The sequence below is a fragment of the Xenorhabdus lircayensis genome, from assembly GCF_016306625.1.
Lineage (GTDB): Bacteria > Pseudomonadota > Gammaproteobacteria > Enterobacterales > Enterobacteriaceae > Xenorhabdus > Xenorhabdus lircayensis.
In genome coordinates this window covers 63027-85509 of record NZ_JACOII010000065.1, presented here as the reverse complement: position 1 = coordinate 85509, position 22483 = coordinate 63027, and the positions used below count along the sequence as shown (strand labels likewise).

General features: G+C 44.4%; 26 protein-coding genes. 12 read left to right on the top strand and 14 right to left on the bottom strand.

Annotated features, from left to right (window positions below):
• The first annotated feature begins 19 nt into the window (after positions 1-19).
• The 9 genes from fliJ to fliR all read left to right on the top strand — a co-directional run bounded on the left by fliJ (position 20) and on the right by fliR (position 6468).
• Positions 20-466, top strand: a complete 447-nt coding sequence (fliJ, locus tag H8A87_RS17865) for a flagellar export protein FliJ (protein ID WP_198691260.1) — start codon at positions 20-22, stop codon at positions 464-466.
• The gene (locus tag H8A87_RS17860; RefSeq protein ID WP_198691259.1) at positions 463-1851 is read left to right on the top strand and encodes a flagellar hook-length control protein FliK; all 1389 of its coding nucleotides are present in this window, start codon (positions 463-465) and stop codon (positions 1849-1851) included. The genes fliJ and H8A87_RS17860 overlap by 4 nt, the downstream gene beginning before the upstream one ends.
• Positions 1852-2068: 217 nt before the next feature.
• Positions 2069-2545 (top strand): flagellar basal body-associated protein FliL, encoded by a 477-nt coding sequence (fliL, locus tag H8A87_RS17855; protein ID WP_198691258.1) that lies wholly within the window; start codon positions 2069-2071, stop codon positions 2543-2545.
• A 5-nt stretch (positions 2546-2550) separates the two neighbouring features.
• Positions 2551-3558, top strand: coding sequence for a flagellar motor switch protein FliM (gene fliM, locus H8A87_RS17850; RefSeq protein ID WP_198691257.1), 1008 nt, complete (start codon positions 2551-2553; stop codon positions 3556-3558).
• Positions 3551-3958: a flagellar motor switch protein FliN gene (gene fliN / locus H8A87_RS17845; RefSeq protein ID WP_198691256.1), complete on the top strand. Its 408-nt coding sequence runs from the start codon at positions 3551-3553 to the stop codon at positions 3956-3958. The genes fliM and fliN overlap by 8 nt, the downstream gene beginning before the upstream one ends.
• A gap of 2 nt (positions 3959-3960) precedes the next feature.
• Positions 3961-4488 (top strand): flagellar biosynthetic protein FliO, encoded by a 528-nt coding sequence (fliO, locus tag H8A87_RS17840; protein ID WP_198691255.1) that lies wholly within the window; start codon positions 3961-3963, stop codon positions 4486-4488.
• Positions 4489-4630: 142 nt separating this feature from the next.
• Positions 4631-5347, top strand: coding sequence for a flagellar type III secretion system pore protein FliP (gene fliP, locus H8A87_RS17835; RefSeq protein WP_198691287.1), 717 nt, complete (start codon positions 4631-4633; stop codon positions 5345-5347).
• A 66-nt stretch (positions 5348-5413) separates the two neighbouring features.
• A complete protein-coding gene (fliQ, locus tag H8A87_RS17830) occupies positions 5414-5683 on the top strand; it encodes a flagellar biosynthesis protein FliQ (protein WP_198691254.1) in 270 nt (89 codons plus the stop codon).
• 2 nt (positions 5684-5685) lie between these two features.
• Positions 5686-6468, top strand: coding sequence for a flagellar biosynthetic protein FliR (gene fliR, locus H8A87_RS17825; RefSeq protein ID WP_198691253.1), 783 nt, complete (start codon positions 5686-5688; stop codon positions 6466-6468).
• 158 nt (positions 6469-6626) lie between these two features.
• Here the strand turns inward: fliR and H8A87_RS17820 are convergent, their stop codons facing one another.
• Positions 6627-7382, bottom strand: coding sequence for an SDR family NAD(P)-dependent oxidoreductase (locus H8A87_RS17820; protein ID WP_198691286.1), 756 nt, complete (start codon positions 7380-7382; stop codon positions 6627-6629).
• A gap of 415 nt (positions 7383-7797) precedes the next feature.
• On the opposite strand from H8A87_RS17820, the gene H8A87_RS17815 reads away from it, so the two are divergent.
• Both H8A87_RS17815 and H8A87_RS17810 read left to right on the top strand, forming a co-directional pair.
• A complete protein-coding gene (locus H8A87_RS17815; RefSeq protein WP_198691252.1) occupies positions 7798-8577 on the top strand; it encodes a hypothetical protein in 780 nt (259 codons plus the stop codon).
• A 249-nt stretch (positions 8578-8826) separates the two neighbouring features.
• Positions 8827-9753, top strand: coding sequence for a hypothetical protein (locus tag H8A87_RS17810; protein ID WP_198691251.1), 927 nt, complete (start codon positions 8827-8829; stop codon positions 9751-9753).
• 18 nt (positions 9754-9771) lie between these two features.
• Here H8A87_RS17810 and H8A87_RS17805 read toward each other — a convergent pair whose 3' ends face one another.
• A complete protein-coding gene (locus H8A87_RS17805) occupies positions 9772-10482 on the bottom strand; it encodes an ArsR/SmtB family transcription factor (protein ID WP_198691250.1) in 711 nt (236 codons plus the stop codon).
• A 74-nt stretch (positions 10483-10556) separates the two neighbouring features.
• Between H8A87_RS17805 and H8A87_RS17800 the strand changes: the two genes are divergently transcribed.
• On the top strand, positions 10557-10886 hold the full coding sequence (locus H8A87_RS17800; RefSeq protein WP_198691249.1) for an antibiotic biosynthesis monooxygenase family protein: 330 nt from the start codon (positions 10557-10559) through the stop codon (positions 10884-10886).
• 309 nt (positions 10887-11195) lie between these two features.
• Here H8A87_RS17800 and H8A87_RS17795 read toward each other — a convergent pair whose 3' ends face one another.
• The 12 genes from H8A87_RS17795 to flgB form a co-directional block, all read right to left on the bottom strand.
• Complete coding sequence (locus H8A87_RS17795) at positions 11196-11546, bottom strand: DUF2645 family protein (RefSeq protein ID WP_198691248.1); 351 nt, start codon at positions 11544-11546, stop codon at positions 11196-11198.
• 698 nt (positions 11547-12244) lie between these two features.
• Positions 12245-13207, bottom strand: coding sequence for a flagellar hook-associated protein FlgL (flgL, locus tag H8A87_RS17790; RefSeq protein ID WP_198691247.1), 963 nt, complete (start codon positions 13205-13207; stop codon positions 12245-12247).
• A gap of 34 nt (positions 13208-13241) precedes the next feature.
• Positions 13242-14882, bottom strand: a complete 1641-nt coding sequence (gene flgK / locus H8A87_RS17785; RefSeq protein WP_198691246.1) for a flagellar hook-associated protein FlgK — start codon at positions 14880-14882, stop codon at positions 13242-13244.
• Positions 14883-15037: 155 nt separating this feature from the next.
• Complete coding sequence (gene flgJ / locus H8A87_RS17780; protein ID WP_198691245.1) at positions 15038-16033, bottom strand: flagellar assembly peptidoglycan hydrolase FlgJ; 996 nt, start codon at positions 16031-16033, stop codon at positions 15038-15040.
• Positions 16033-17151, bottom strand: a complete 1119-nt coding sequence (locus tag H8A87_RS17775; protein ID WP_198691244.1) for a flagellar basal body P-ring protein FlgI — start codon at positions 17149-17151, stop codon at positions 16033-16035. Before H8A87_RS17775 ends, flgJ begins: the two co-directional genes overlap by 1 nt.
• A 14-nt stretch (positions 17152-17165) precedes the next feature.
• Positions 17166-17933, bottom strand: a complete 768-nt coding sequence (locus tag H8A87_RS17770; protein ID WP_232370348.1) for a flagellar basal body L-ring protein FlgH — start codon at positions 17931-17933, stop codon at positions 17166-17168.
• Positions 17934-18001: 68 nt separating this feature from the next.
• Positions 18002-18784 (bottom strand): flagellar basal-body rod protein FlgG, encoded by a 783-nt coding sequence (gene flgG, locus H8A87_RS17765; RefSeq protein WP_198691243.1) that lies wholly within the window; start codon positions 18782-18784, stop codon positions 18002-18004.
• A gap of 22 nt (positions 18785-18806) precedes the next feature.
• On the bottom strand, positions 18807-19562 hold the full coding sequence (locus H8A87_RS17760; protein WP_198691242.1) for a flagellar basal body rod protein FlgF: 756 nt from the start codon (positions 19560-19562) through the stop codon (positions 18807-18809).
• A gap of 21 nt (positions 19563-19583) precedes the next feature.
• Positions 19584-20804: a flagellar hook protein FlgE gene (gene flgE / locus H8A87_RS17755; protein WP_198691241.1), complete on the bottom strand. Its 1221-nt coding sequence runs from the start codon at positions 20802-20804 to the stop codon at positions 19584-19586.
• A gap of 15 nt (positions 20805-20819) precedes the next feature.
• Positions 20820-21515, bottom strand: a complete 696-nt coding sequence (gene flgD / locus H8A87_RS17750; RefSeq protein ID WP_198691240.1) for a flagellar hook assembly protein FlgD — start codon at positions 21513-21515, stop codon at positions 20820-20822.
• A 13-nt stretch (positions 21516-21528) separates the two neighbouring features.
• Entirely contained in the window at positions 21529-21933 is a 405-nt protein-coding gene (flgC, locus tag H8A87_RS17745) for a flagellar basal body rod protein FlgC (protein ID WP_198691239.1), read from the bottom strand.
• Positions 21934-21938: 5 nt separating this feature from the next.
• Positions 21939-22355 (bottom strand): flagellar basal body rod protein FlgB, encoded by a 417-nt coding sequence (flgB, locus tag H8A87_RS17740; protein WP_198691238.1) that lies wholly within the window; start codon positions 22353-22355, stop codon positions 21939-21941.
• Between the last annotated feature and the right edge of the window lie 128 nt (positions 22356-22483).

The following is a 22483-nucleotide window of genomic DNA, read 5'->3' as shown; positions in this document are numbered from 1 at the left end:
GATTAAAACGAGGAAATACATGCAACAACACTCCCCTCTCGTGACTTTGCGTGAACTTGCCCAAGATGCTGCGGAAAAAGCGGCATCGCAACTTGCACAGATTCGGCAAAGTCACCAGCAAATGGAGCAACAACTCACGGCGTTAATGAATTATCAGGATGAATATCGTACTCGTTTAAATGACACTCTCAGCAGCGGCATGTCGTGCTCAACTTGGCAAAATTATCAGCAATTCATGAAAACGCTGGAAATGGCAATTGAACAGCACAGATTACAGCTCAATCAATGGAAAAAACGACTTGAGCAAGCCATGTCACAATGGCAGGAAAAACAGCAGCGTCTGAACGCCTTCAACACACTGCAACAGCGGGCAGAGCATAATTTGAAGTTACACCAAAATCGCATGGAGCAAAAACAAATGGACGAGTACGCACAACGTGGTGCACAACGGAGAATGAAACAATGAATCTCACTCTTTTGCCTACTGATTTAAAACTCACGGACAAAGACACGGAAAAAAGTCAATCGACTTTGAATGATCCCGTGATCGGTAACCATTCTTCTCAATTTGGGCAACTTCTCAATGCAGAAACAGCCGCTATGCGGAAGCCCACTGCTCAGGCGGATAAAAATAGCCTGAAAGAGGAAAAGTCTGCCGCTGACAAAACAGCAGAAGGCCAATGGTCGCAGTTACAGGCTGTGTCAGACAAAATCGTGGCCGGAGATAAATTGCAGGTGGAAGTTGCCCTGCAAAAAAACAGTGCCGAATTTGCTGTATTGAAAGATGAAGATCTTTTGTCAGCTGAAGCGTTAAGTGCAGTGATTCCGATCCAGATTGCCGGGTTGGTCAGCTCTCCCGCAAGCTCTGGGGCTTTTACTGAAAACGCAGATGGATTAGTGGAAAATGAATTGCTGGATAGCGAAAACAGCATTGCTAATGTGTTACTGGGTAAAAGTGCCAAAGATGCCAGACTTACCCACACAGATCTCGCTGAACAACCTAAAGAGGGTGATCGAGACGAAGGCACCCAGCTTTCTGTTGCACAGGATACTGCGTTGAATAATAAAATAGAGGATTCCGCCAACACTCGCCCGGCATTGGCTCCAATCGCCGGGCAAGTAAAACTTGCCACTAATAATAAGGCAGAGTATGGCAATACCCTTCAAAGTAATGCCATCCCAAAAAATGGAGCCTTAAACAATAGTAAAGATTTAAATCTGCTCCAAGCGGCCATTCAGGGTTCCCCTGCCTTGACAGCCGCTACGGTAGAAACAGCTTCCATCGACTCACCTGCGGTATTGGCGGCATCTCCCCTACTTTCAGCCGGACAGCAGCAACCAGCAGGTCAATTTCAGTTGGGCAGTACAACTGCACCTTTACTGAACGCTCATCTTGGCAGCGAAGAGTGGCAGCAACAGCTCAATCAACACGTGTTGTTTTTTAACCGTAATGGACTGAAACAGGCTGAACTGCGCTTACACCCTCAGGAATTAGGCGCACTGCATATCCGCATGAGTGTTGAAGACAATCAAGCACAATTGCATTTTATCTCTGCGCATCAGAATGTTCGTGCTGCTCTGGAAGCGGCATTGCCAGGGCTTCGTCATACATTGGCTGAAAGTGGTATTCAACTGGCCCAAAGCAGTGTAAACAGTGATGCCCAGGGGAACTGGCAGCAAGGGCACCATGCCAATAATAACCAAACCAATAACCATTCCAACTCCCATGCCGATACTCAAGATCATGGTTCAGCGGCTGCAACAGAAGTCACGACCTCCCATGCATCAGCTATCAGGATGACACCTCAACAACTCGCCTCGACTCGAGGAGGTGTTGATACTTTTGCCTAATTATCCACCTGATTATTCGCCTAATTTCATGATGCACTGTAATAAAACGAAAAAGGGCCGATAACAAACGTGTGAGTTAATGGTTTTTTCCCCGTTTGTTCCCGCTATTGCCGGAACAAAGACGCGGGATAATTGATATCGATTTTGATGGGTAAGGAGATCCGCCACGGAATGCGCGGAGACTTATCCGCAACGAAAAACAGGAATTTGTCTGTCCATGTCTGATTATAGCTACGAGCATAAACGCACAAATCCAATTTGGATAATACTGTTAGTACTGACTGCTGTTCTTGGTGCCGCCATCGGAGGGTATAGCTGGTGGACAATGAACCAGTCAGCCAATAATAGTACAGCGAAAGCCAAAGTCATCGAGACACCTGTATTTATGAGTTTGGAACCTTTTACCGTCAATTTGATCGACAACGAAGACCACTTCGATCGGGTACTATATGTTGGCGTCACATTGCGTCTGTCTGACGAAAAAACCCGTCAGCGCTTCCATGATTATCTGCCAGAAATTCGTAGCCGTATGTTGCTGTTATTATCCCGCCAGAAAGCCACTGATCTGGCAAAAGATGACGGTAAGATGCATTTGGTGGCAGATATCAAAAAGATATTACACCCGACACTGATACCCGGTGAACCTGATCAGGAAATCACCGATGTGTTGTTTACCACGTTTATTCTGCGATAATCACGATGAGTGACAATATTCTTTCACAGGCAGAGATTGATGCTCTGCTCAATGGTGACAGTGCCTCTGCTGATGACGTAGAACAAACTGCGTCTGGCGAAAATGAGGTTCGTCCTTACGATCCCAATACGCAACGCCGTGTTGTACGCGAACGTTTGCAGTCACTGGAAATCATCAATGAACGTTTTGCCCGCCAGTTTAGGATGGGGCTGTTTAACATGCTGCGCCGCAGTCCGGATATTACGGTCGGCGCCATAAAAATCCAGCCTTATCATGAATTTGCCCGCAATTTAGCCGTGCCAACCAACCTCAACTTGGTTCATCTGAAACCATTGAGGGGAACCGCACTATTCGCTTTTGAACCCAGCTTGGTTTATATCGCCGTTGATAACTTGTTTGGGGGTGATGGCCGTTTTCCAACCAAAGTGGAAGGCCGTGAATTCACCCATACCGAACAGCGGATCATCAACCGGATGCTGAAACTGGCGCTGGATGCCTACCGTGACGCGTGGGATTCCATCTTTAAAATTGATGTGGAATACGTGCGTTCCGAGATGCAGGTGAAATTCACCAATATCACCACCTCACCGAACGACATCGTGGTTACCACACCGTTCCAAGTGGAGATCGGTGCATTGACCGGCGAATTCAACATTTGTATTCCATTCGCCATGATCGAGCCCCTGCGTGAACGCCTGACCAATCCACCTGTGGAAAATGCGCGTCAGGAAGATAGCCAGTGGCGTGAAAGTCTGGTGAAACAAGTTCAGCTCTCAGAATTAGAATTGGTGGCGAACTTTGTTGATATCCCCCTGCGGCTGTCAAAGATCCTCGAACTGAAAAGCGGCGACGTTTTGCCGATTGAAAAACCTGAACGCCTAATCGTTCACGTTGATGGTGTGCCTGTGCTCACCAGCCAATATGGAACACTGAATGGGCAATATGCCCTGCGTGTTGAACACCTGATTAATCCTGTTTTAACTGCTCTGGATGAGGAAAAGCCCAATGAGTGATGCTAAACAACCCACAGATACCAGATTGACTGAAGATATGTGGGCAGAAGCGCTGGAACAACAGGCCGCACAGCAAACCTCTGACGGCGGCGCGTCAATATTTGAGAACTTGGAGCCGCAGGATGCATTGGCCCAACTCTCCGATATTGATCTGATCATGGATATTCCCGTTAAACTTTCTGTCGAGTTGGGTCGCACTAAAATGACCATCAAACAACTGCTGAGGCTGTCACAAGGCTCAGTGGTTCCTCTTGATGGTTTGGCGGGCGAACCATTGGATATTCTAATCAATGGCTATTTGATCGCACAGGGAGAGGTGGTGGTTGTATCTGATAAATACGGTATCCGCATCACGGATATCATCACTCCTTCTGAACGCATGCGTCGCTTGAGTCGTTAACCATGATGGCGAACCAGCCTTCCCTTTATGCTTCTTCTCAACGTGGTGCGGCATCAGATGCCGCACCCGTTAACGCAACAGCCAGCAATGCTTCTGCGAATGTTATTTCAACCAATACAATCTCAACCAATACAATCAAACAGACAGACAATAATCCCCCCCTCCCTGCCAGCCAAACGTTGATGCAAATCAGCAGTGCTCTGGGCGGTGTTTTATTGTTGATATTCTTCTTGACATGGCTAGTTCGCCGTCTGGGTCTTGCTCCCGCCAAAAACAAAAATCATCGATTGCTGAATGTTAAGGCAAGTTGCTCCCTCGGGCCTAAAGAGCGGGTCGTTGTGGTAGAAATCGAAGACAACTGGCTGGTATTAGGTGTCACTTCCCAACAGATCAATATGTTGTATCAGATACCTGCGCCGCCTGATAACGCGGAAAAGGATGCCGTGCTCAAATCGCTGCCATTCGGCCAGATGTTGAAAAATACGCTCCAGCGAAAAAGCAAGAACGACAAGGACGATGATGAAAAGTAGAGTTTTCTTTATGACAGGCAACCGAATAACAGGCAAAAAACTTGTCTCACGGCTTTATCAAATGCGCTTAGGTTCAATACGTTGGAGTTCAATACGTTGGAGTTCAATACGTTGGAGTTCAATACGTTTGGCAACCCTGCTTATGGCACTCTTGCTGCCGCTGTTCCCAATGAACGTCGCTGCCGAATTGCCTGGCATCATCAGCCAACCTTTACCCAATGGCGGACAAAGTTGGTCATTGCCAGTTCAAACCCTGATATTCATCACCGCACTGGGGTTTATCCCTGTGGCCTTGCTGATGATGACCAGCTTTACCCGCATTATCATCGTACTCGGCCTGCTGCGCAACGCATTGGGAACCCCTTCAGCTCCCCCTAACCAAGTTATGTTAGGTTTGGCGCTGTTCATGACGTTTTTCATCATGGCACCAGTATTCGATAAAGTTTACCAAGATGCTTATTTGCCTTACAGTGAGGATAAAATCACGCTGGAAGCCGCACTGGACAAAGGTTCCAAGCCCTTGCGCCAATTCATGTTGCGTCAGACACGGGAAAATGATCTGGCACTGTTTGCCCGCCTTGCAGACCAAGAAGCATTTGAAACCGCGGATTCCGTCCCAATTCGCGTACTCATTCCCGCATTTATTACCAGCGAATTGAAAACCGCGTTCCAGATTGGCTTTACACTCTTCATTCCGTTCTTGATCATCGATCTGGTGGTAGCCAGTGTCCTGATGGCCTTGGGGATGATGATGGTTCCACCTGCCACCATATCACTACCGTTCAAACTTATGCTGTTTGTCTTGGTGGATGGCTGGCAATTGTTGCTTGGCTCACTGGCGCAAAGTTTTTATGTCTAGTAAACAGTCGCATGTCTAGCATGAAATCTTATTGGAAAAAGATCAAAAAAGCGGTTTGAGAAAATTATGACTCCAGAATCGGTAATGGCCCTCGGTGTTGAGGCAATGAAAGTGGCGCTGGCATTAGCCGCCCCACTCCTTTTATCTGCCTTGATCTGTGGCTTGATCATCAGCTTATTGCAAGCGGCAACTCAGGTAAACGAGATGACCTTATCGTTTATTCCGAAAATTTTGGCCGTTTTCGTTACTATCGTCGTCGCTGGACCGTGGATGCTGAACTTGCTGCTGGATTACATGCGCACGTTATTTAGCAGCATTCCTGCTATTATCGGTTAATCATGATCCCGTTTGATAGCGAAACACTCTCACACCTCGTCAGTGATTTTTTCTGGCCACTGGTGCGCCTATTGGCATTATTTAGCATAGCACCGATTTTCAGTGAAAAGCAGATGCCGATAAAAGTCAGAATTGGCTTGGCATTAGTGATCACAGCCTTATTGGTTCCGAGCATCCCTTCTCCACAAATTCCGATCTTTTCCGCTGCTGGAATTTGGGTCTTGATACAACAAATATTAATCGGAATGGCATTGGGATTGACCATGCAAATCGCCTTTGCTGTAGTACGTCATGCTGGTGAAGTACTCGGCTTACAGATGGGGCTTTCATTCGCCACATTTTTTGATCCTACCGGTGGCCCGAATATGCCCATTTTATCCCGTATTCTGAATATGTTGATGATGTTGCTATTTCTGGCTTTTGATGGGCATTTATGGTTGATATCCATTCTGGCAGATACGTTTTATTCCATTCCCATTCAATCGACTCAATTGAATTCGAAAGGCTTTCTATTATTAGCCCAAAGTGCCAGCCTGATTTTTGTCAACGGCATGATGCTGGCCATGCCAATGATTACCCTACTGCTGGTTTTGAACTTTGCCTTGGGAATGCTCAACCGTATGACCCCACAACTTTCTGTGTTCGTAGTCGGTTTCCCCCTGACCCTGACCGTGGGAATCTTCACGCTTTCTCTGCTGATCCCAATGATGGTGCCATTCACAGAGCGGTTATTTGGGGAAATGTTCGACCGATTGGCGGTGATTATTAATGAAATGGTGCTGTAAACAGCATTCTCTCGCGAGCCGTAAAATAGCCGCATTTAGCTGATTTCTGCCAAAATTTACTCCCGCCTTATATTGAGACGGGAGTCTGCCTTCAATTGTATATCTTTAATTCCTATATCCTTAATTTCTCTTTCATTAATTCCTAAATTCCTAGCCAATTAATTAAAATTAGGTTGACCATTGGATGCGGTTACTCCGCCATCTATCGGCAAGTTCACACCATTAATGAAACTGGCATCTTCACTCGCCAAAAATGCAATGGCTGCTGCAACTTCGGAGGGTTTACCCGCTCTTTTTAACGAAATTCGGCTATCGAAATGTTTCAGGGTTTCATCGTCAAAACGAGCGACCATTGGAGTCAGCACTAAACTTGGGCAAACAGAGTTGACGCGAATACCCTGTGAGCCATAATCCAATGCCATAGCGCGTGTCAAATTAACCACTGCGCCTTTTGATGCACAGTAGTGAGCACCACCCCAATCAGCTCCCAGCCCTGATACAGAGGCGTTATTGACAATACACCCTTTGCTTTTCAGCAAATGCGGCAAAGCAAAATAGCTACAGTTGAGCACACTATTAAGATTCGTAGCCAATACTGCATTACCCTCTTCTGGTGAGATACTCAATAAATCACCCACTGCATACAAACCCGCATTATTCACCAGAATATCTATCCGGCTAAAATGCCTGACCGTTTCATCAACCATATTCTTGACCGATTCCCGATCAACAACATCTGTCTGGATCACCAACGCCTTATTCGAAGACAACTCACTGAATACACGATTAAGTTTATCAGTATCCCGCCCTGCCAATACAACAATGGCCCCCTCTTGTGAAAAACGCTTTGCTGTAGCCTCCCCAATACCGCTTCCTGCGCCGGTAATAATGACGACTTTATTTTCAAATCTCATCATACTGATACCCTCATTCATATAAGAACCCATAACCATTACAATAGATCATGGTACGAAACATTTATTTTAACAAGATAATAAAATCCAATAATTTATTAATTTTTATTATAGTTTCTTATTTTAATATTGCTTAACAAACACGAAAAGCTAAATCTCCGTTCCCCCACTTAATTTAACATTATAAAAACTAATATATCCTCTGGATAATGCCATATAACTATTGCAACATAACTTATGGTTGTTAAATATGAATCAACCCGTTAATTACAAGAAAAAATATTACTTGTTTAATATAAAAAAATAGCGTATTAATTTACATGATTTACTATTAAAATTAACCACTAATACTCTTGGATACTTTTTTATATCTTGAATGTTAAATAAAATTAGTAAATTAACTAAGGATATCAATATGACAATTGAAGAAATTTTGCATGATACTATGCAAACAGCACAATCGATATTTCAAGGGAAATCACATAATATCAAATATTATGATGTAAATATCTTGCCAGAAGAAAAAAAATCATTTTACACAGATGAAGGATTGGAACATAGATACAATGTTTTCGAAGAGTTACGTGACAAGTTATTAAACATAAGATCACCCAGCAATAAAATATACAACCATTTGATATCAAAACAAAATTCATTTTTAGTCGGAAACTGTATGCTCTTGGCTATTTTTGTTTTACAACATTTGGAAAAAAGACATAAGAAAACACTTTGTCAGTTATTCTATCATCCAGAAATTAATTATCCAGAACTAACATCACTATTAAGCCTGCAATTAATTGTTACTATCAGACCCTATAACCATGCTTTTGCACTTATTTGCCCTCCAAGTTATACCGAACCAAAGCACAAAGTCGGAAAAATATATATGCCAAATCAATTTCCAGATAGCTCTTGGGTTTGTGATCCTTGGTCTAATATTGTCTGTCCTGCCAGAGGTTATAATGATAAATGGAAACTTAAAATGAAAGAATGGAATTTTAAAGGAAAGGCTCTTTATCTAGAACGTTCTGGTGTTCAGCAAGACAATGATTTAAATCAATCTCCATTAGGAAAATATTCTTATACGATGGTGCAAATGAGCTATACTTCTATTAATGAATTAATCACCATATATCCCAATGGAGATAGTAAAATAAAAACCAGTCATTCATTCAGAAGATGTACCTTACTTTAACACCCCAAAGAATGGATGTGAGTAAATCATACTTAAATAGCAAACCACGTTATGATGCTCTTATTATGTGAATGCAAGTAAAATTTAATATTTTCACATATAATCAGAAACACAAGGACTATTTTGGCTCCTGTTTTAAATTCATAAAAATAAACTAGATTGATTAACCATGTATATTTTATCTTATATAAATAATTTTCCCGCAAGGAGTGCGATGTCCAGTAATTAACCTATTTTAAGGAGAGACTGATGACATACAAACCGCCTCATTCTCCCGAAATAAAACATCCGCCATGGGAGGCCAACGATGCCCCACTATTTATCGTTCTTGGGCAATCCAACAGCTATGGCCACAGAACACAATTGCCGCCGGATGAAAGGATCATCCAAGGTTTAAACAACGTATTTACCCTGTCCCTGCCAGAAGTCTACAGCATTAACTTTCCTACCATTAACTGGACAGGGTTAACCAGCCTTGGCAATGCCAATATTGGTACTCCCGTCGGTTTGCCACGGGGTAATCAAGATCATCCTTACAACGCCGCCAATCGTTTCGCTCAATTCTGGCAAGAGCATATCAATCGGGGTAACGCACTGCATTTACCAGACCTTTACGTGATTCTAATAGGCTGGGGCGGACAGGGAATGTATCTGGATAATCCTCCCGATAACCGTTGGGCGCCAGAACGTGATCCCAAAGATGTCGAATCCCTCTATCCCCGTGCAATTAGAACCTTGCGCATGGCAGTTCAATCACTGTGTAAGATGGGCAAAAATCCGCGCATTTTGGCTGTTCATTGGAACCAATGGGAAGCAGAAACTGAAAGTTTAGCTGCTGCCAAGGCATCCGAGATGAATTTTACCCGCATTACTACGGATATTAGTGAAGCTATAGGTTCCCATAAGATTCCGTGGCGATTATATTACCCGCTTTCGGTTGCCTTTGATCCCATCAATACCAGTTATGTGAATGAAGCAATTAACGATGTCATTGCCGCCGATCCCAAATATCGTACGCTGATTGATGCTAGGAATTCGCCAAATTACACGGGCATCGCGCCTGAGTACGGCGTCTTCCTGCCCGATGAAATGCATTACGATGGCGATACCCAAACCTGGTTCGCCCAACATGAATGGGAACAGATTTTATCCGGTTATCGAGGCGTTAAAGTATAGATCACGTTAAAGTATAGATCATATAGTGTGGCGGTTGATGCCGCCATCTATTTCCACGCCAAACCTCAGCTTAAGTACTCGCTTTCCTGATTCTGTTAATACCAATTCTCGGCTATCCAACTGCCTGAACGCCCACTTTTTCTTTAAAAAAGTATCAAGTAACGATGCCCCTAAAAATCCGCCAAGATGAAAATGTCGTTCACTCCAATCAAGACAGGAACAGGCAAATTTTCGCCGTGAGGAAGATTCCGTATCACAACATATATCAAGAAAAAGTAGAAAATCTTTGCCGGTTGACGTTAACTCATAATTATCAGTCATCCAATGATTCACCAGCAAACTATCATGAATTTTTACCGCAACTTCTCCTGCCATATGGTCATAACACGTTCGGAAAAAACGCAGCGATTTGGGCGTGGAAATTTTGGCGATATCCTTATTACTACCATTAGCAAAGTGCATCATATTTTCCAGTAATTGAGCCAATTCTGCGTTATGGATCTTAAAATAACGATATCGCCCCTGTTTAATGCAGCTAACCAAGTTTTCTTCTATCAAGCGATTCAGATGAGCACTGGTTGTTGACGGAACAACATCGGAAGCAGCACTTAATTCTGTCGCTGTATAGGCGCGTCCATCCATCATCAAAAATAACATACGGGCACGAGTGCGATCCGCCAGTACCGCTGCAATAGCAGCGACTCTTTCTTCAAGATTAAATTCATTCATGTTTTGATAACCATCGAAGTGACAATGAATTCAGCAAGATATCTTAGGCTTTTCTATCCTTCAAGGGGACAACAATGTTAGCTGTCATATTTGAAGTCGAAATCGCAGAAAACCAAAGTAAACGTTATTTTGATACTGCTGCTGCAATCAGACCATTATTGAACACAATCCCAGGTTTTATTTCCGTGGAGCGTTTTCAAAGCCTCAATCATAACAATAAATACCTTTCACTCTCTTACTGGCGAGATGAAGAATCTATAAAACAATGGCGAAATACTTATCAACACCAGGAAGCACAAGCGTTAGGACGCAATGGCGTGTTTGCAGATTATCGTCTGAAAGTCGCTGCCGTTATCCGCGATTATGGAATGTATATACGGGAGGAAGTACCAACAGAAATGTAAACTGACAAAGCATTATTAATGACTTTTTCTGCATAATTATTGGGGATAATTGGTTTGAACATTATCTCCCAATAATTATCCTTCAAGTCCATGAAATTAATACGTAGCAAATGAACAATCTCTATATACGCCAAAAAACATCCAATATCAGTATCCTGCTGAAAAAATAGCAGTAAAAAGGTAAATAATGGAAATTGATTTATCTTTTTTAAAAGACTTAAAAGATTTCAAAAAAAATACCACAGGAAAATAAACAGGATACTCCATCTGTAACTTTCATATTTTTGATTCTATTCAGTATTTATAAGGTCAATGTGGCGGAAATGGGCACTCTACAAACCGACCAAAAAACATCCAATACCAGTACCCCAATGAAAGCACAACTGTCAACAAATAGGCAATCGATTGTAATCTATTTTCTGAAAATCCTTTCACTCCCTTCACCATAAAAAAAATTATAAAGGGCAACAAAAAGACAAAGCACAAGGGAGCTGTCAATTTTCTATCATCATTAATAACAAAATTATTCACCACATCGCAAACCGTGTTGATCCCTTCTTCTCCAATCATCCAGTCACGATCGATTGTTGAAAAACATCCAATCAATATCGCGCTGAACAAAATAAAGATAATACAAAAGAGTAAATTTATAGTTTTCATGTTTATTTATTCTTATCATCTATAGTAAGACAAGATTTAACCCTATCCCAAAAATATCAAAACCCACCCAATGCTTTATATCAAAAAATCTAATGTGATATTCCTCTTTCCTATCAAAGATAAGATCTTGATCACAAGATAAAATAATATAATAAATAGAAAAATCGGGATTTATCTGGGTAAGGACAGTTTTACTCCCTTATACCGTTTATCATCAATCTCATTTGAAACTATAGCCGATAACCCTATTTTTGCTCTATTTACTGCTACATTTTTCCCTGTATCATTCATGAAAACTATAACAAAAAGCCCAAACATTTCCTGTAACAACAATTTTTAAAATTTATCTCCTTTTAATTTCTAATTAATGACCATTTATTTTTACGCCATTATTTATACAAAAATTGTTTAATAATTACTCTTTGATATTTTTAAAATTGTTAATTTTTTCATGAAGAAGACATATTTGAAATATGGAAAAATGGTTAAACCCGATGACAGCAAAGTCAGACAGACCCTTCGGTAATGTGATGATTCTTTAGTGATGGAGGAAAAACAGAAATGATTGCATAGCCAGTAAAACTGACATTAAAAGATGAAGGGGATCAATAAGCCCTTATCTACTATCCCGTTTGCTATCCCATTCCACAGGAAAAGAAAATAAGGGCCTGAAATGAAAAATGCCATACCAATCTTAATCAGCGATACATCTCAAACAGAGACATGCCTTTTAAGTCAGAGAAAGCTTTATAGGAAGCCTGCAATGCAGCCTGTTCCTGATAATAGCCGGAAATGGTGGAGAGCCAATCCACATCCACCAATTCACCCATACGAACTTTATTGGCAATGCTGCGTTCACTGGCTAGTGCATCCAGTTGCTCCATTTCTTGAAGCTGTAGCCCCAGCACGGCTTCTGCTGAAGACAAATTGTTCAAGCTATTACGTACACCTCGGTTAGCTCTGTTAATCAACTCCAGTGATTCCGCTTTTTCTTCTTCGCTGGCATTACTAAACGGTTTTCTAAGTGCATCGATCGCCAAATCAATGGAGGCAAAAATATCTGATTCACTTGGACTGACATCAGGTTCTTTAATCGGATTGGAAGTCGCCGATAAAAAAACTTTCTGCCCTGTATGGGCGATAATCATGGAACGATTGTCATCCACTCTTTGGGTTATGGCTTCATTTCCACCTTTGTAATGCACTTTTCCATTTCCATCAACTTCAAAAGGTGGAACATCCGTCTTATAACCAGCAAAAATATAACGGCCATTGCCATCGGTTTTATTTCCGAGGTTCAGCAATTGCTGTTTAAGCCCATCCAACTGCTGTGCATAAGATTCACGATCGTGCTCGCTCTGCTCATCAGCCGCCGCGACTAATGTTTCAAAAACATTATTTGTTACCGAAACAACACTGGAGATAGTGCTCAATTGGGTTGACATAGTGTTCTTGGCAAAGATACGAGCCATCACAAATTGCTGATTCTGCGACTCAGATTGAGCAACCAGAATACTCTGCGAAGCAGCCAACGGATCATCAGATGGATTGATGACACGTTTCCCACTGGATAACTGCTCACCATATTGCATCCATTTGGATTGAGCGCCCAAAACCCCATTCATTTTTTGACTGTATAAAAGATTCGTACTTACACGCACAATATTACTTCCTTTTTTCTTCAGCCATAAGTAATTAACGGATGTCCAAAATGGCATTGAACAGCGTCGACGCAGTCTGGATAACACGGGCATTTGCCAAATAGTATTGCTGCAAACGTTGCAGGTCTCCGTACTCTTCGTCCATATTAACCCCAGAAATAGATTCGCGAGCTTTATGAAGCGCATCTACATTGATCTTCTGGGCATCCATACTGCGTTGAGAACTATTGGCTTTACTACCCACAGTACTGACCAGCGAAGCATAAGCATCAGTAAAGGTATCTTTACCATTAATCAGCTTCCCTTTTTGCAGGGCAGTGAATTTCTTCGCATTGTTGTTATCACTTGGGCCTGAACCCTTGGCGCCAGCCATTGCCAGTTGGGAGGAATCTTTAATATTGACTTCCAGTGTTGCTACTACACTACTGACCGTTTTCAGTGTGTACTGATCATTGTCCTGTGGATTGGTCGCTGTGATTTCGACTTTCAACCCGTCGAATTCCAGCGTATCACCATTTTTAATCACAGAGATCATTTCCCTATCAGCAACACGTTGTACTTTCCAATCCCCATCTTTGTACTTGATGGTGTAGTCACTGGCTTTTACTTTAGTGGTATCTGCGTATTCCACTTTAATTTCAGCCGTACCTTTGTTGTCGCTGTTAGAAATGCTATCTGGCTTGGAAAAGTTAAAGAAATCAATGCCTGGTTTACCGTTCAGATCGAAGCCACCTTGCTGGACCTGATTGAATTGATCCGCCATCACCAATCCCAATTGGTTTAATTGATTGCGGGTTGGGTCTATCACTTCACTGCGCACACGCAATGCGCCACCCAACTTTCCTTGCGAGATAAAACGCTCATCAATTTCTTTCGTACCTACCGTTCCATTGTTATAGCCCAGCGTGATACGGCTGCTATCTGCACTGGATGGGATCGCTTCCAACCGATAGGATTTACTACCCGATACCAGTGACATTCCTCCACCAAACGAGACGTTGTAAACGCCACCGTCTTGCTGAGTCATTTCTACTTCAACAAATTGATTTAACTTATTAAGCGCATCATCACGTTTATCCAGTAAGGCGAGAGGTTCACCCGTCCCCGCGCCACGCATACGAGAAATTTCATCGTTCAGAAAGGCGATTTCTTCCGCGTACTTGTTGATTTCTTTTACATTTTGCTCAATTTGGGTATTGATACCACTGTCCAACTTACGGATAAATTGATCAGCTTCTTTAAATCGGTTAACCAGACCTTCAGCTTTGCCCCGTACCGTGGTTCTTGCCGCACTGTCTTCTGCATTATTTTCAAGCGTACTCAGACTAGTAAACAAATCTTCCATAGAACTGGAAAGACTGGTTGCCTTATCCGCCAGCAGATTGTCAACTCTAGAAAGCTGATTATTGTATATGTCTAATGAAGCATATTTAGCTTGTGCGGAGTTATGTTGCTCGCTGATAAACTCATTATATTGACGGTTAATGGTATTCACATTCACACCGTTGCCAATAAAACCAACCGGCGACATGCTGCCATTATTCTGCGACATTTCAGTTGTCTGTCGGTTATATCCTTCGACTTTAGAGTTGGCAATGTTATTACCCACTACACTCATTGCCACCTGCGCAGCATTAATACCACTCATGGCAGTATTCATAAGACTATTGGACATGTGTAGATCCTTTTACGTTTTCGTTATGCCTCCATCATGGGAGGTAATTCACTGCTACAGTTATCGGCAAGGTACCCTGATTCTTGAGTGAAAACGGCACTAAGACCGTTTTCTTTGGATGATTCCTTTAAAAAAAGCACCTGACATTGATTCCCTTAAAACAAGTTATCGAAATCATAGGCATAGGCTTTTGCCATTTGATTGCCGGTATTCTTTAATTGCTGGATCAGTGACACTAATTTTTTGGCATAGCCGGGATCGGTGGCATACCCCGCATCCTGCAAAGAATACGCCCCCTGCTCGGCCGTCGTTGATTCGGCCACCTTGGCGTAACGGGGGTTTTCCGTCAGCAGTTTGACGTAATCCGTTATTGCCTCCACGTAAGAGCCATACACACGGAAGCTGTCCTGCATTTTCTTCGGTTCACCACCAATGTATTCCGTGGTCATGATATTGGTGACAGGCCCTTTCCAATACTTGCCAGCTTTGATACCAAACAGGTTATGGCTCGATTTGCCTTCTGCCGTCAGAATTTCTCGTTGTCCCCAACCGGATTCCAGTGCCGCCTGTGCAATGATCAATAAATGAGGAATACCACTTTGCTGGCTTGCCAACTGTGCAGGCAAGGAAAGCATGGAAACAAAATTGGCGCTGTTCATGGGCAATAACTTCGATTGAACTGCACCATTGGAGGAGGCCGACGACGAGTTTTTAGACATATCGTTTTCAGACATAGAATCAGGCATAACTCGGCGCATAAACTGCTCCAATGCCTGTTTCGGTAATGTTTGCAGAATGTCATTACCCAACGGCATGGGTATGGTTCCAGCCAACTCACTAGGAACATGATTAGCGTTGGAGAGCTGTTTGACGATCATATCAGCAAAGCCCAACCCCTTTTGAGAAAGGTCTTGGGCAATTTGCTGATCGTACATCGAAGTATAAAAACGTGTCTGGTCACTGCTCAAAATGCCATCCTGCGGCAGTGAGGTACGCATACTTTTCAGCATCATCTGAACGAAGACACCTTCCAGTTGTTGGGCTACTTGCCGTAGCCCTTGTTGTGGTTCCTGTGACAGCTTGGCTTTCAATGAATGCAGTGAGTTAACATCGTAAGCAGCGTTGTTGGGCATCGTCAGAAAATCATTCATCAGATAATCTCCAATTTCGCACGCAGACAACCTGCGCTCTCCATCGCCTGTAAAATCGACATTAAATCCGTTGGCGTTGCACCCAGTACATTCAATGCACGCACAACTTGTGTCAGATTCGCACTGGCGTTGACTTGCTGCAAAGCGCCGCCTTGTTCCTGAATGCCAATACCTGTATTACGGGTCACAACGGTACTGCCTCCCGCCAATGGCGTATCAGGCTGATTGACCGCGGTCTGGCGTTCAACAGTCACTGACAGGCTACCGTGAGCAATTGCACAGCTATCCAGCGTGACATTGCGGTTCATGACTACCGATCCTGTACGGGAGTTGAAAATCACTTTGGCATCACCGGTATCCACGCGAATAGCCAAGTTCTGTACCTGAGCCAGAAACTTCACCTGTTCGCTGTTCTCAATCGGCAGACGCAACTGCACAGTACGGGAATCCAGTGGTGTCGCTGTTCCCGTACCTTTCAGTCGGTTAATCGCATCACTGATTTTCTGAGCCAGTCCAAAATCATCATCATTCAGTTGCAGGTTCAACGTGCCTTTCTGGCCGAATTGCGTTGGCAATTCTCGCTCAATCACCGCACCATTAGAGATACGTCCACCAGCGAGCTGATTGATTTTGATACTGTTACCACCGGCACTCGCACCTGCACCACCCACCAGGATATTCCCCTGAGCCAGCGCGTAGAGCTGATTATCTATTCCTTTCAACGGTGTCATCAGCAATGTACCACCACGCAAGCTCTTGGCATTACCCAGCGAAGACACCACAACGTCAATATTCTGCCCTGAACGCGCAAAAGGTGGCAGCTTTGCTGTCACCATTACAGCAGCTACGTTTTTAAGCTGCATATTCGTACCGGGCGGCACGGTGATCCCCAACTGCGACAGCATATTACTCAAACTTTGGGTGGTGAAAGGTGTTTGCATGGTTTGGTCGCCCGTGCCATCCAGCCCAACCACCAAACCATAACCAATCAGTGCGTTATCCCTGACGCCCTCAATGGTCGTCAAATCACGAATGCGTTCCGCAAAAGCGCTGGTAGACGCGAACGTATTGGACAATACCAGCAAAAGCGTAAAAAGGCTGGTGACTAATTTTTTCATCCTGACCATCCTCTTTAAAACGGTGAGATATTCATAAAGAAACGTTGCAACCAGCCCATATGCTGCGCTTCGTTGATATAACCATCGCCAACATACTCAATGCGGGCATCTGCAACTTGGTTGGAGCTCACCGTATTGTTGCCAGTGATAGTGCGCGGGTTCACAACACCAGAGAAACGAATGAACTCCGTTCCCTGATTGATGGCGATCTGTTTTTCCCCCACCACATGCAGGTTGCCGTTTGCCAGCAGTTTATCCACAGTCACGGTAATCGTACCCTTGAATGTATTGTTGGCATTCGCCCCACCTTTGCCTCCAAACTCGCTGTTGCCTTCCATGCCCAAATCGGTTTTATCGCTACCTATCAATCCCTGCAAGAAACGAGGGGTCAAGGCAGCCGCGAAACCCGTTTTTCCATTACGGCTGGCATTGGCTGAGGAGTTTTTGCTCGCACTGACGTTTTCTTGCAAGATAATGGTCAGCGTATCACCGATATTGCGGGGACGACGGTCTTCAAACAACGGTTGATAACCGTAATAGACCGGCTGGACAACTTGAAAAATAGAACCATTTGGCGTTGGAGCAGGTGCTTCGGCGGGTTTTGCGGTTGTCTGCCCTTTTACCAGCGGTTTGTGCGGCATGTAAGCACATCCCCCCAATGTCAGTGCCGACAATGTTAGTACCGCCACAGATATGCTGATACGCCACTTATTTCCCCGGTTTTTCCGTAAACCAGCAGAGTCATAAGCTACGTTGTTCTTGGCAACGGGCATTGTATCCATCTTCTATGCTCTTAAATTTATTGCAGAAATAGTGGAGGAATATGTTCCCCCCACTATTAATGATTAGGTTATAACTGAGTCAGTTTTTGCAGCATTTGATCAGACGTTGATACTGCTTTACTGTTGATTTCGTAGGCTCTCTGAACCTGAATCATATTGACCAACTCTTCCGCCACATTCACGTTAGAAGTTTCAACGTAGCCTTGATAGAGCAATCCAGCGCCATTGATGCCCGGTGCGTTTTCCACTGGAACCCCGGAACTGTTGGTTTCCAGATACAGGTTTTCACCGACGCTTTCCAAGCCGCTTTCGTTGATGAACGTGGTCAGTGTCAATTGTCCAACTTGCTGAGGCGCGTTTTGCCCCTGCACATTCACGCTGACGATCCCATCGCGGGCAATGCTGATTTTGGTGGCATTGTCAGGAATGATAATCGCTGGCACGACCTGAAAACCGCCGGCTGTCACCAACTGACCATTTTGATCCACTTGGAATGAACCATCACGGGTATAGCCCGTTGTACCATCAGGCATTTGGATCTGGAAGAAGCCCTGTCCCTTGACTGCCACATCCTTGCTGTTATTGGTCTGCGCCAAGTTACCTTGACTATGCAAACGTTCAGTCGCTACCGGACGCACACCTGTACCAATCTGTAAACCCGATGGCAGGTTAGTCTGTTCAGACGACATCGCGCCCGGCTGACGTTCAGTTTGATAGAGCAAATCTTCAAATACCGCACGTTGGCGTTTAAAACCGTTGGTGCTGACGTTTGCCAAGTTGTTAGCAATGACATCCATATTTGTTTGCTGAGCATCCAGCCCAGTCTTGGCAATCCATAAAGATCGGATCATGAATTTATCCCCTGTTCCCGATTCAGCTCATGGCGAGAATTTGGTTAGCCCGCTGTGCATTTTCATCGGAACTGTGTATGACTTTCATCTGCATCTCAAAACGACGCGCGTTGGCAATCATGTTCACCATGCTTTCCACTGGATTGACATTGCTGCCTTCCAGTACACCCGGCATGACTTTCACCTCAGTGCTGGCCGCCAGTTCATTGCCTTGCTGTTCCCGCGCCTGTGGCGTTAAGTGGAACAGACCATCATCGCCCCGCACCACTTGATTGGCTTCTGGTTTGACGATTTTCAATTTGCCAATCTGACCCAACAATGTTGGCGGATCGCTGGCAATCAAAGCAGAAATGGCACCATCGCCCGCAATGGTCAGTTCAGCCTGCGGCGGAACATCAATCGGTCCGTTTTCGCCCATCAACATGCGCCCCTGCACCATCAGTTGCCCTTCGGGTGAAATTTGGATGCCACCGTTGCGGGTATAGGCTTCTGTCCCATCTTCGAGCTGGACAGCCAAGTAGCCGCCTTGTCCGACAGCCACATCCAACGGACGGGAGGTATAATTCATTGGCCCCTGACGGCTATCCATGCCAGGGGTGGAAGCAACGACCAACGAACGGGTCGGCAAGGTTTCACCTTCAATCGGCACGGCACGCAGTGCAGCAAGCTGAGCCTTGAAGCCCGGTGTTGACGCATTGGCCAAGTTGTTGGCTGTGACAGCCTGATGCTCCAGTGTTTGTCGCGCTGCGCCCATCGCGGTATAAATGACGTGATCCATAAAACTATCCGCCTGAGCTTATTAACGCATGCTGACCAGAGTTTGCAGAATTTGATCCTGCGTCTTGATGGTCTGGGCGTTGGATTGATAGTTACGCTGGGCGACAATCATATTGACCAGCTCTTGGCTCATGTCCACGTTAGAGGCTTCCAATGAGCTGCTAATCAGCTTACCGAAATTACCTGAACCCGCAGTGCCAACTACCGGACTACCCGATGCACCTGTTTCTATCCAAACGTTATCGCCCTGTGAAGCCAAACCTACTGGGTTGGAAAAATTCGCCAGTACGACCTGACCCAGAACTTGTTTTTGCTCATTAGAATAAAGGCCGAAAATTTTGCCATCACTCTCAACTTGGTAGTTAGTGAAGCTGCCTGCTGCATAACCGTCTTGCTTCTGATTAGAAATGGCGTCTTCTTTCAATCTCTGCTGTTTGCTGCTGCTAAAATCAAAATTGACTTCTGCCGCAATAGAGCCATTCAACGCTGGCATATCGAAATTGAATGCGTTGTTATTTCCTATAATTCGACCATTGCCATCAAATTCCACGCTGCCCAATGACTTATGTTCTGAGCCGACAACAGAAGTATCTCGAGCATGAATATCCCACTTGTTATTTGCTGTTTTAACAAAGAACACATTGATATTGTGCTCATTGCCGAGACTATCATATATCGAGATACCGGAACTGTAGCTGAAAGTATCTTTCTTATCTGGATCAAATGGGTTGGCTGTTGTATCGACCTTGTCGTGCATAGAATTCAGGTTAGCCGTCATAGAGACTTTTTCCGTCGCCTTGGCAGGCAACATATCGGTTGGAATCGAAATCGGCCCTGGCGCTGCGCCCTGTTGGATTTCAGGCCCATTAGCCCCTTGTACTGCTGGATACCCCGTTAATTTCATCCCCTGCATGTTGATCACATTACGATCAGCATCCATTTTAAATTGGCCATTACGGGAATAGAAAACATTGCCGTTGGTATCCTGCATACGGAAAAAACCGCCCTGCGTGATCGCCATATTCAATTGTTCGTTGGTTTTAGTGACTGAACCATCCTTAAAGTTCTGGATCATACCAGAAACCTTAACGCCCAAACCTACATCTGAACCACTGAATACATCCGCAAAAGCAGCTGAACTGGATTTAAATCCATATGTCGCTGAGTTTGCGATATTATTACCAATAACGTCTAAGTTGCTCGCTGCAGCATTCAAGCCACTGACCGCTTGTGAAAAAGCCATATGTCCTCCGTTTAATTAAAGAATCTGACGAACTTTATCCATGGTTACCGTACCCGCCAGCCCTAAATCTAATTTAGTGCCATCCTCACCCCGTGTGACGCCGTTTACCTCGGCATACATCAGCGGATGTGCCACTACCGCTTGTTTTTGATAGCTTGCGGAAACAGTGAAATTATAAGCACCGTCTGCCACTTCCTTGCCATCTGCGTCTTTGCCATCCCACTTGAAACTATGGACACCCGCACTAAATCTACCGATATCCGCCTCCCGAACTACCGCACCATTTTTATCTTTGATAGTGACTTTGACGCTATCAACAGGTCGGGTCAGCTCAAAGCCAAGTGGCGTTACGCTAGTGTCTTTTTCTTTACTGGAACCGACTAAAATCTTATCGCCAGGTATCATGACGCCTCGATCAAGCAGCAATGTCGTTTGCATTGCCTGATTGTTGTCCATCTGTCCGACAACGGCTCCCAGTGTTTTATTGAGTTTTTCAATGCCTTCAACGGTACTGATCTGTGCAAACTGTGTAGCCAGTTCGTTGTTTTGCATTGGGTTGGTTGGATCTTGATTCTTGAGCTGTGTAATCAGCAAGTTCAAGAAGTTATCTTTGATTTCGCCGCTGCTTTGTGGCTTTGCCTTCGCTGCGGAAGCGAGCTCGCCTACGGTGGTGTTATCCAATGAATCATTGATTGAAGTGGTAATTCCCATAACGAAATTCCTGTTACTGGCCCAGCGTCAGCGTTTTCAACATGATGGATTTGGTGGTATTGAGCACTTCAATGTTTGCCTGATAACTGCGGGAAGCTGAGATGGTATTCACCATTTCCCCGACCACATCCACATTTGGCATACGCACATAACCTTTTTCATCGGCCAGTGGATGACCCGGCTGATATTCAAGGCGGAAAGGTGTGGGATCATCCACCACTTCGCTGACACGCACACCACCGATCTCCTGACCTGCTGGCGCGGCGACACGAAATACAACTTGTTTGGCGCGATAAGGCTCGCCATCCGGCCCTGCAACACTATCGGCATTCGCCATATTGCTAGCGCTGACATTCAGCCGCTGAGACTGAGCGGAAAGCGCAGAGCTGGCAATATCAAAAATACTGAGTAGAGACATTCCCATTATCCTTGTGACTGTAGAACTGACATCATGCTTTTGATCTGTGCATTCGTCATAGTAAGTTCGGCCTGATATTTCAAGCTGTTATCTGCGAAATTGCTGCGTTCTATATCCATGTCAACAGTATTTCCATCCATTGCCGTCTGGTATGGCACCCGATACAGCAGATCCATCTCCAGACGTTTTTGAGGTTGAACGGGAATATGTCGCTCGGAAGTCAGAGTTAGCCCAATTCCATTCCCCGTTACACGACCATGTGCCATCACCTTTTTCAGTTGAGCAGCAAAATCGATATCACGCGCCTGATAGCCAGGGGTATCCGCATTGGCAATGTTGGCAGACAAAATTTCCTGCCGCTGGTTGCGGAGTACCAGCGCTTCTTGTCGAAATTGAAAGGCGGCATCTAATTTATCGAGCATATTCCTCCCTCGGTTTTGTTCGTGAAATTTGCTGGGTATAAGCTCTAAGCAGCTAACAGAATAAACGTAGAAGAAAAAGGTGATTCGAAGAATAGAAACAAATTGGATTGCTATTTATCCCATTAACG

What these genes read in the sequence shown, in the direction of transcription:
- H8A87_RS17820 (WP_198691286.1), bottom strand. Translation starts at nt 7,382, where the DNA reads ATGAGATTTGAAAATAAAGTCGTCATTATTACCGGCGCAGGAAGCGGT.
- H8A87_RS17775 (WP_198691244.1), bottom strand. Translation starts at nt 17,151, where the DNA reads ATGAAAAAATTAGTCACCAGCCTTTTTACGCTTTTGCTGGTATTGTCC.
- fliJ (WP_198691260.1), top strand. Translation starts at nt 20, where the DNA reads ATGCAACAACACTCCCCTCTCGTGACTTTGCGTGAACTTGCCCAAGAT.
- H8A87_RS17800 (WP_198691249.1), top strand. Translation starts at nt 10,557, where the DNA reads ATGTTAGCTGTCATATTTGAAGTCGAAATCGCAGAAAACCAAAGTAAA.
- H8A87_RS17760 (WP_198691242.1), bottom strand. Translation starts at nt 19,562, where the DNA reads ATGGATCACGTCATTTATACCGCGATGGGCGCAGCGCGACAAACACTG.
- fliR (WP_198691253.1), top strand. Translation starts at nt 5,686, where the DNA reads ATGATCCCGTTTGATAGCGAAACACTCTCACACCTCGTCAGTGATTTT.
- flgB (WP_198691238.1), bottom strand. Translation starts at nt 22,355, where the DNA reads ATGCTCGATAAATTAGATGCCGCCTTTCAATTTCGACAAGAAGCGCTG.
- H8A87_RS17815 (WP_198691252.1), top strand. Translation starts at nt 7,798, where the DNA reads ATGACAATTGAAGAAATTTTGCATGATACTATGCAAACAGCACAATCG.
- H8A87_RS17770 (WP_232370348.1), bottom strand. Translation starts at nt 17,933, where the DNA reads ATGGATACAATGCCCGTTGCCAAGAACAACGTAGCTTATGACTCTGCT.
- flgE (WP_198691241.1), bottom strand. Translation starts at nt 20,804, where the DNA reads ATGGCTTTTTCACAAGCGGTCAGTGGCTTGAATGCTGCAGCGAGCAAC.
- flgJ (WP_198691245.1), bottom strand. Translation starts at nt 16,033, where the DNA reads ATGAATGATTTTCTGACGATGCCCAACAACGCTGCTTACGATGTTAAC.
- flgK (WP_198691246.1), bottom strand. Translation starts at nt 14,882, where the DNA reads ATGTCCAATAGTCTTATGAATACTGCCATGAGTGGTATTAATGCTGCG.
- flgG (WP_198691243.1), bottom strand. Translation starts at nt 18,784, where the DNA reads ATGATCCGATCTTTATGGATTGCCAAGACTGGGCTGGATGCTCAGCAA.
- fliL (WP_198691258.1), top strand. Translation starts at nt 2,069, where the DNA reads ATGTCTGATTATAGCTACGAGCATAAACGCACAAATCCAATTTGGATA.
- H8A87_RS17810 (WP_198691251.1), top strand. Translation starts at nt 8,827, where the DNA reads ATGACATACAAACCGCCTCATTCTCCCGAAATAAAACATCCGCCATGG.
- H8A87_RS17795 (WP_198691248.1), bottom strand. Translation starts at nt 11,546, where the DNA reads ATGAAAACTATAAATTTACTCTTTTGTATTATCTTTATTTTGTTCAGC.
- fliM (WP_198691257.1), top strand. Translation starts at nt 2,551, where the DNA reads ATGAGTGACAATATTCTTTCACAGGCAGAGATTGATGCTCTGCTCAAT.
- fliO (WP_198691255.1), top strand. Translation starts at nt 3,961, where the DNA reads ATGATGGCGAACCAGCCTTCCCTTTATGCTTCTTCTCAACGTGGTGCG.
- fliQ (WP_198691254.1), top strand. Translation starts at nt 5,414, where the DNA reads ATGACTCCAGAATCGGTAATGGCCCTCGGTGTTGAGGCAATGAAAGTG.
- flgC (WP_198691239.1), bottom strand. Translation starts at nt 21,933, where the DNA reads ATGTCTCTACTCAGTATTTTTGATATTGCCAGCTCTGCGCTTTCCGCT.
- H8A87_RS17860 (WP_198691259.1), top strand. Translation starts at nt 463, where the DNA reads ATGAATCTCACTCTTTTGCCTACTGATTTAAAACTCACGGACAAAGAC.
- flgD (WP_198691240.1), bottom strand. Translation starts at nt 21,515, where the DNA reads ATGGGAATTACCACTTCAATCAATGATTCATTGGATAACACCACCGTA.
- fliN (WP_198691256.1), top strand. Translation starts at nt 3,551, where the DNA reads ATGAGTGATGCTAAACAACCCACAGATACCAGATTGACTGAAGATATG.
- H8A87_RS17805 (WP_198691250.1), bottom strand. Translation starts at nt 10,482, where the DNA reads ATGAATGAATTTAATCTTGAAGAAAGAGTCGCTGCTATTGCAGCGGTA.
- fliP (WP_198691287.1), top strand. Translation starts at nt 4,631, where the DNA reads ATGGCACTCTTGCTGCCGCTGTTCCCAATGAACGTCGCTGCCGAATTG.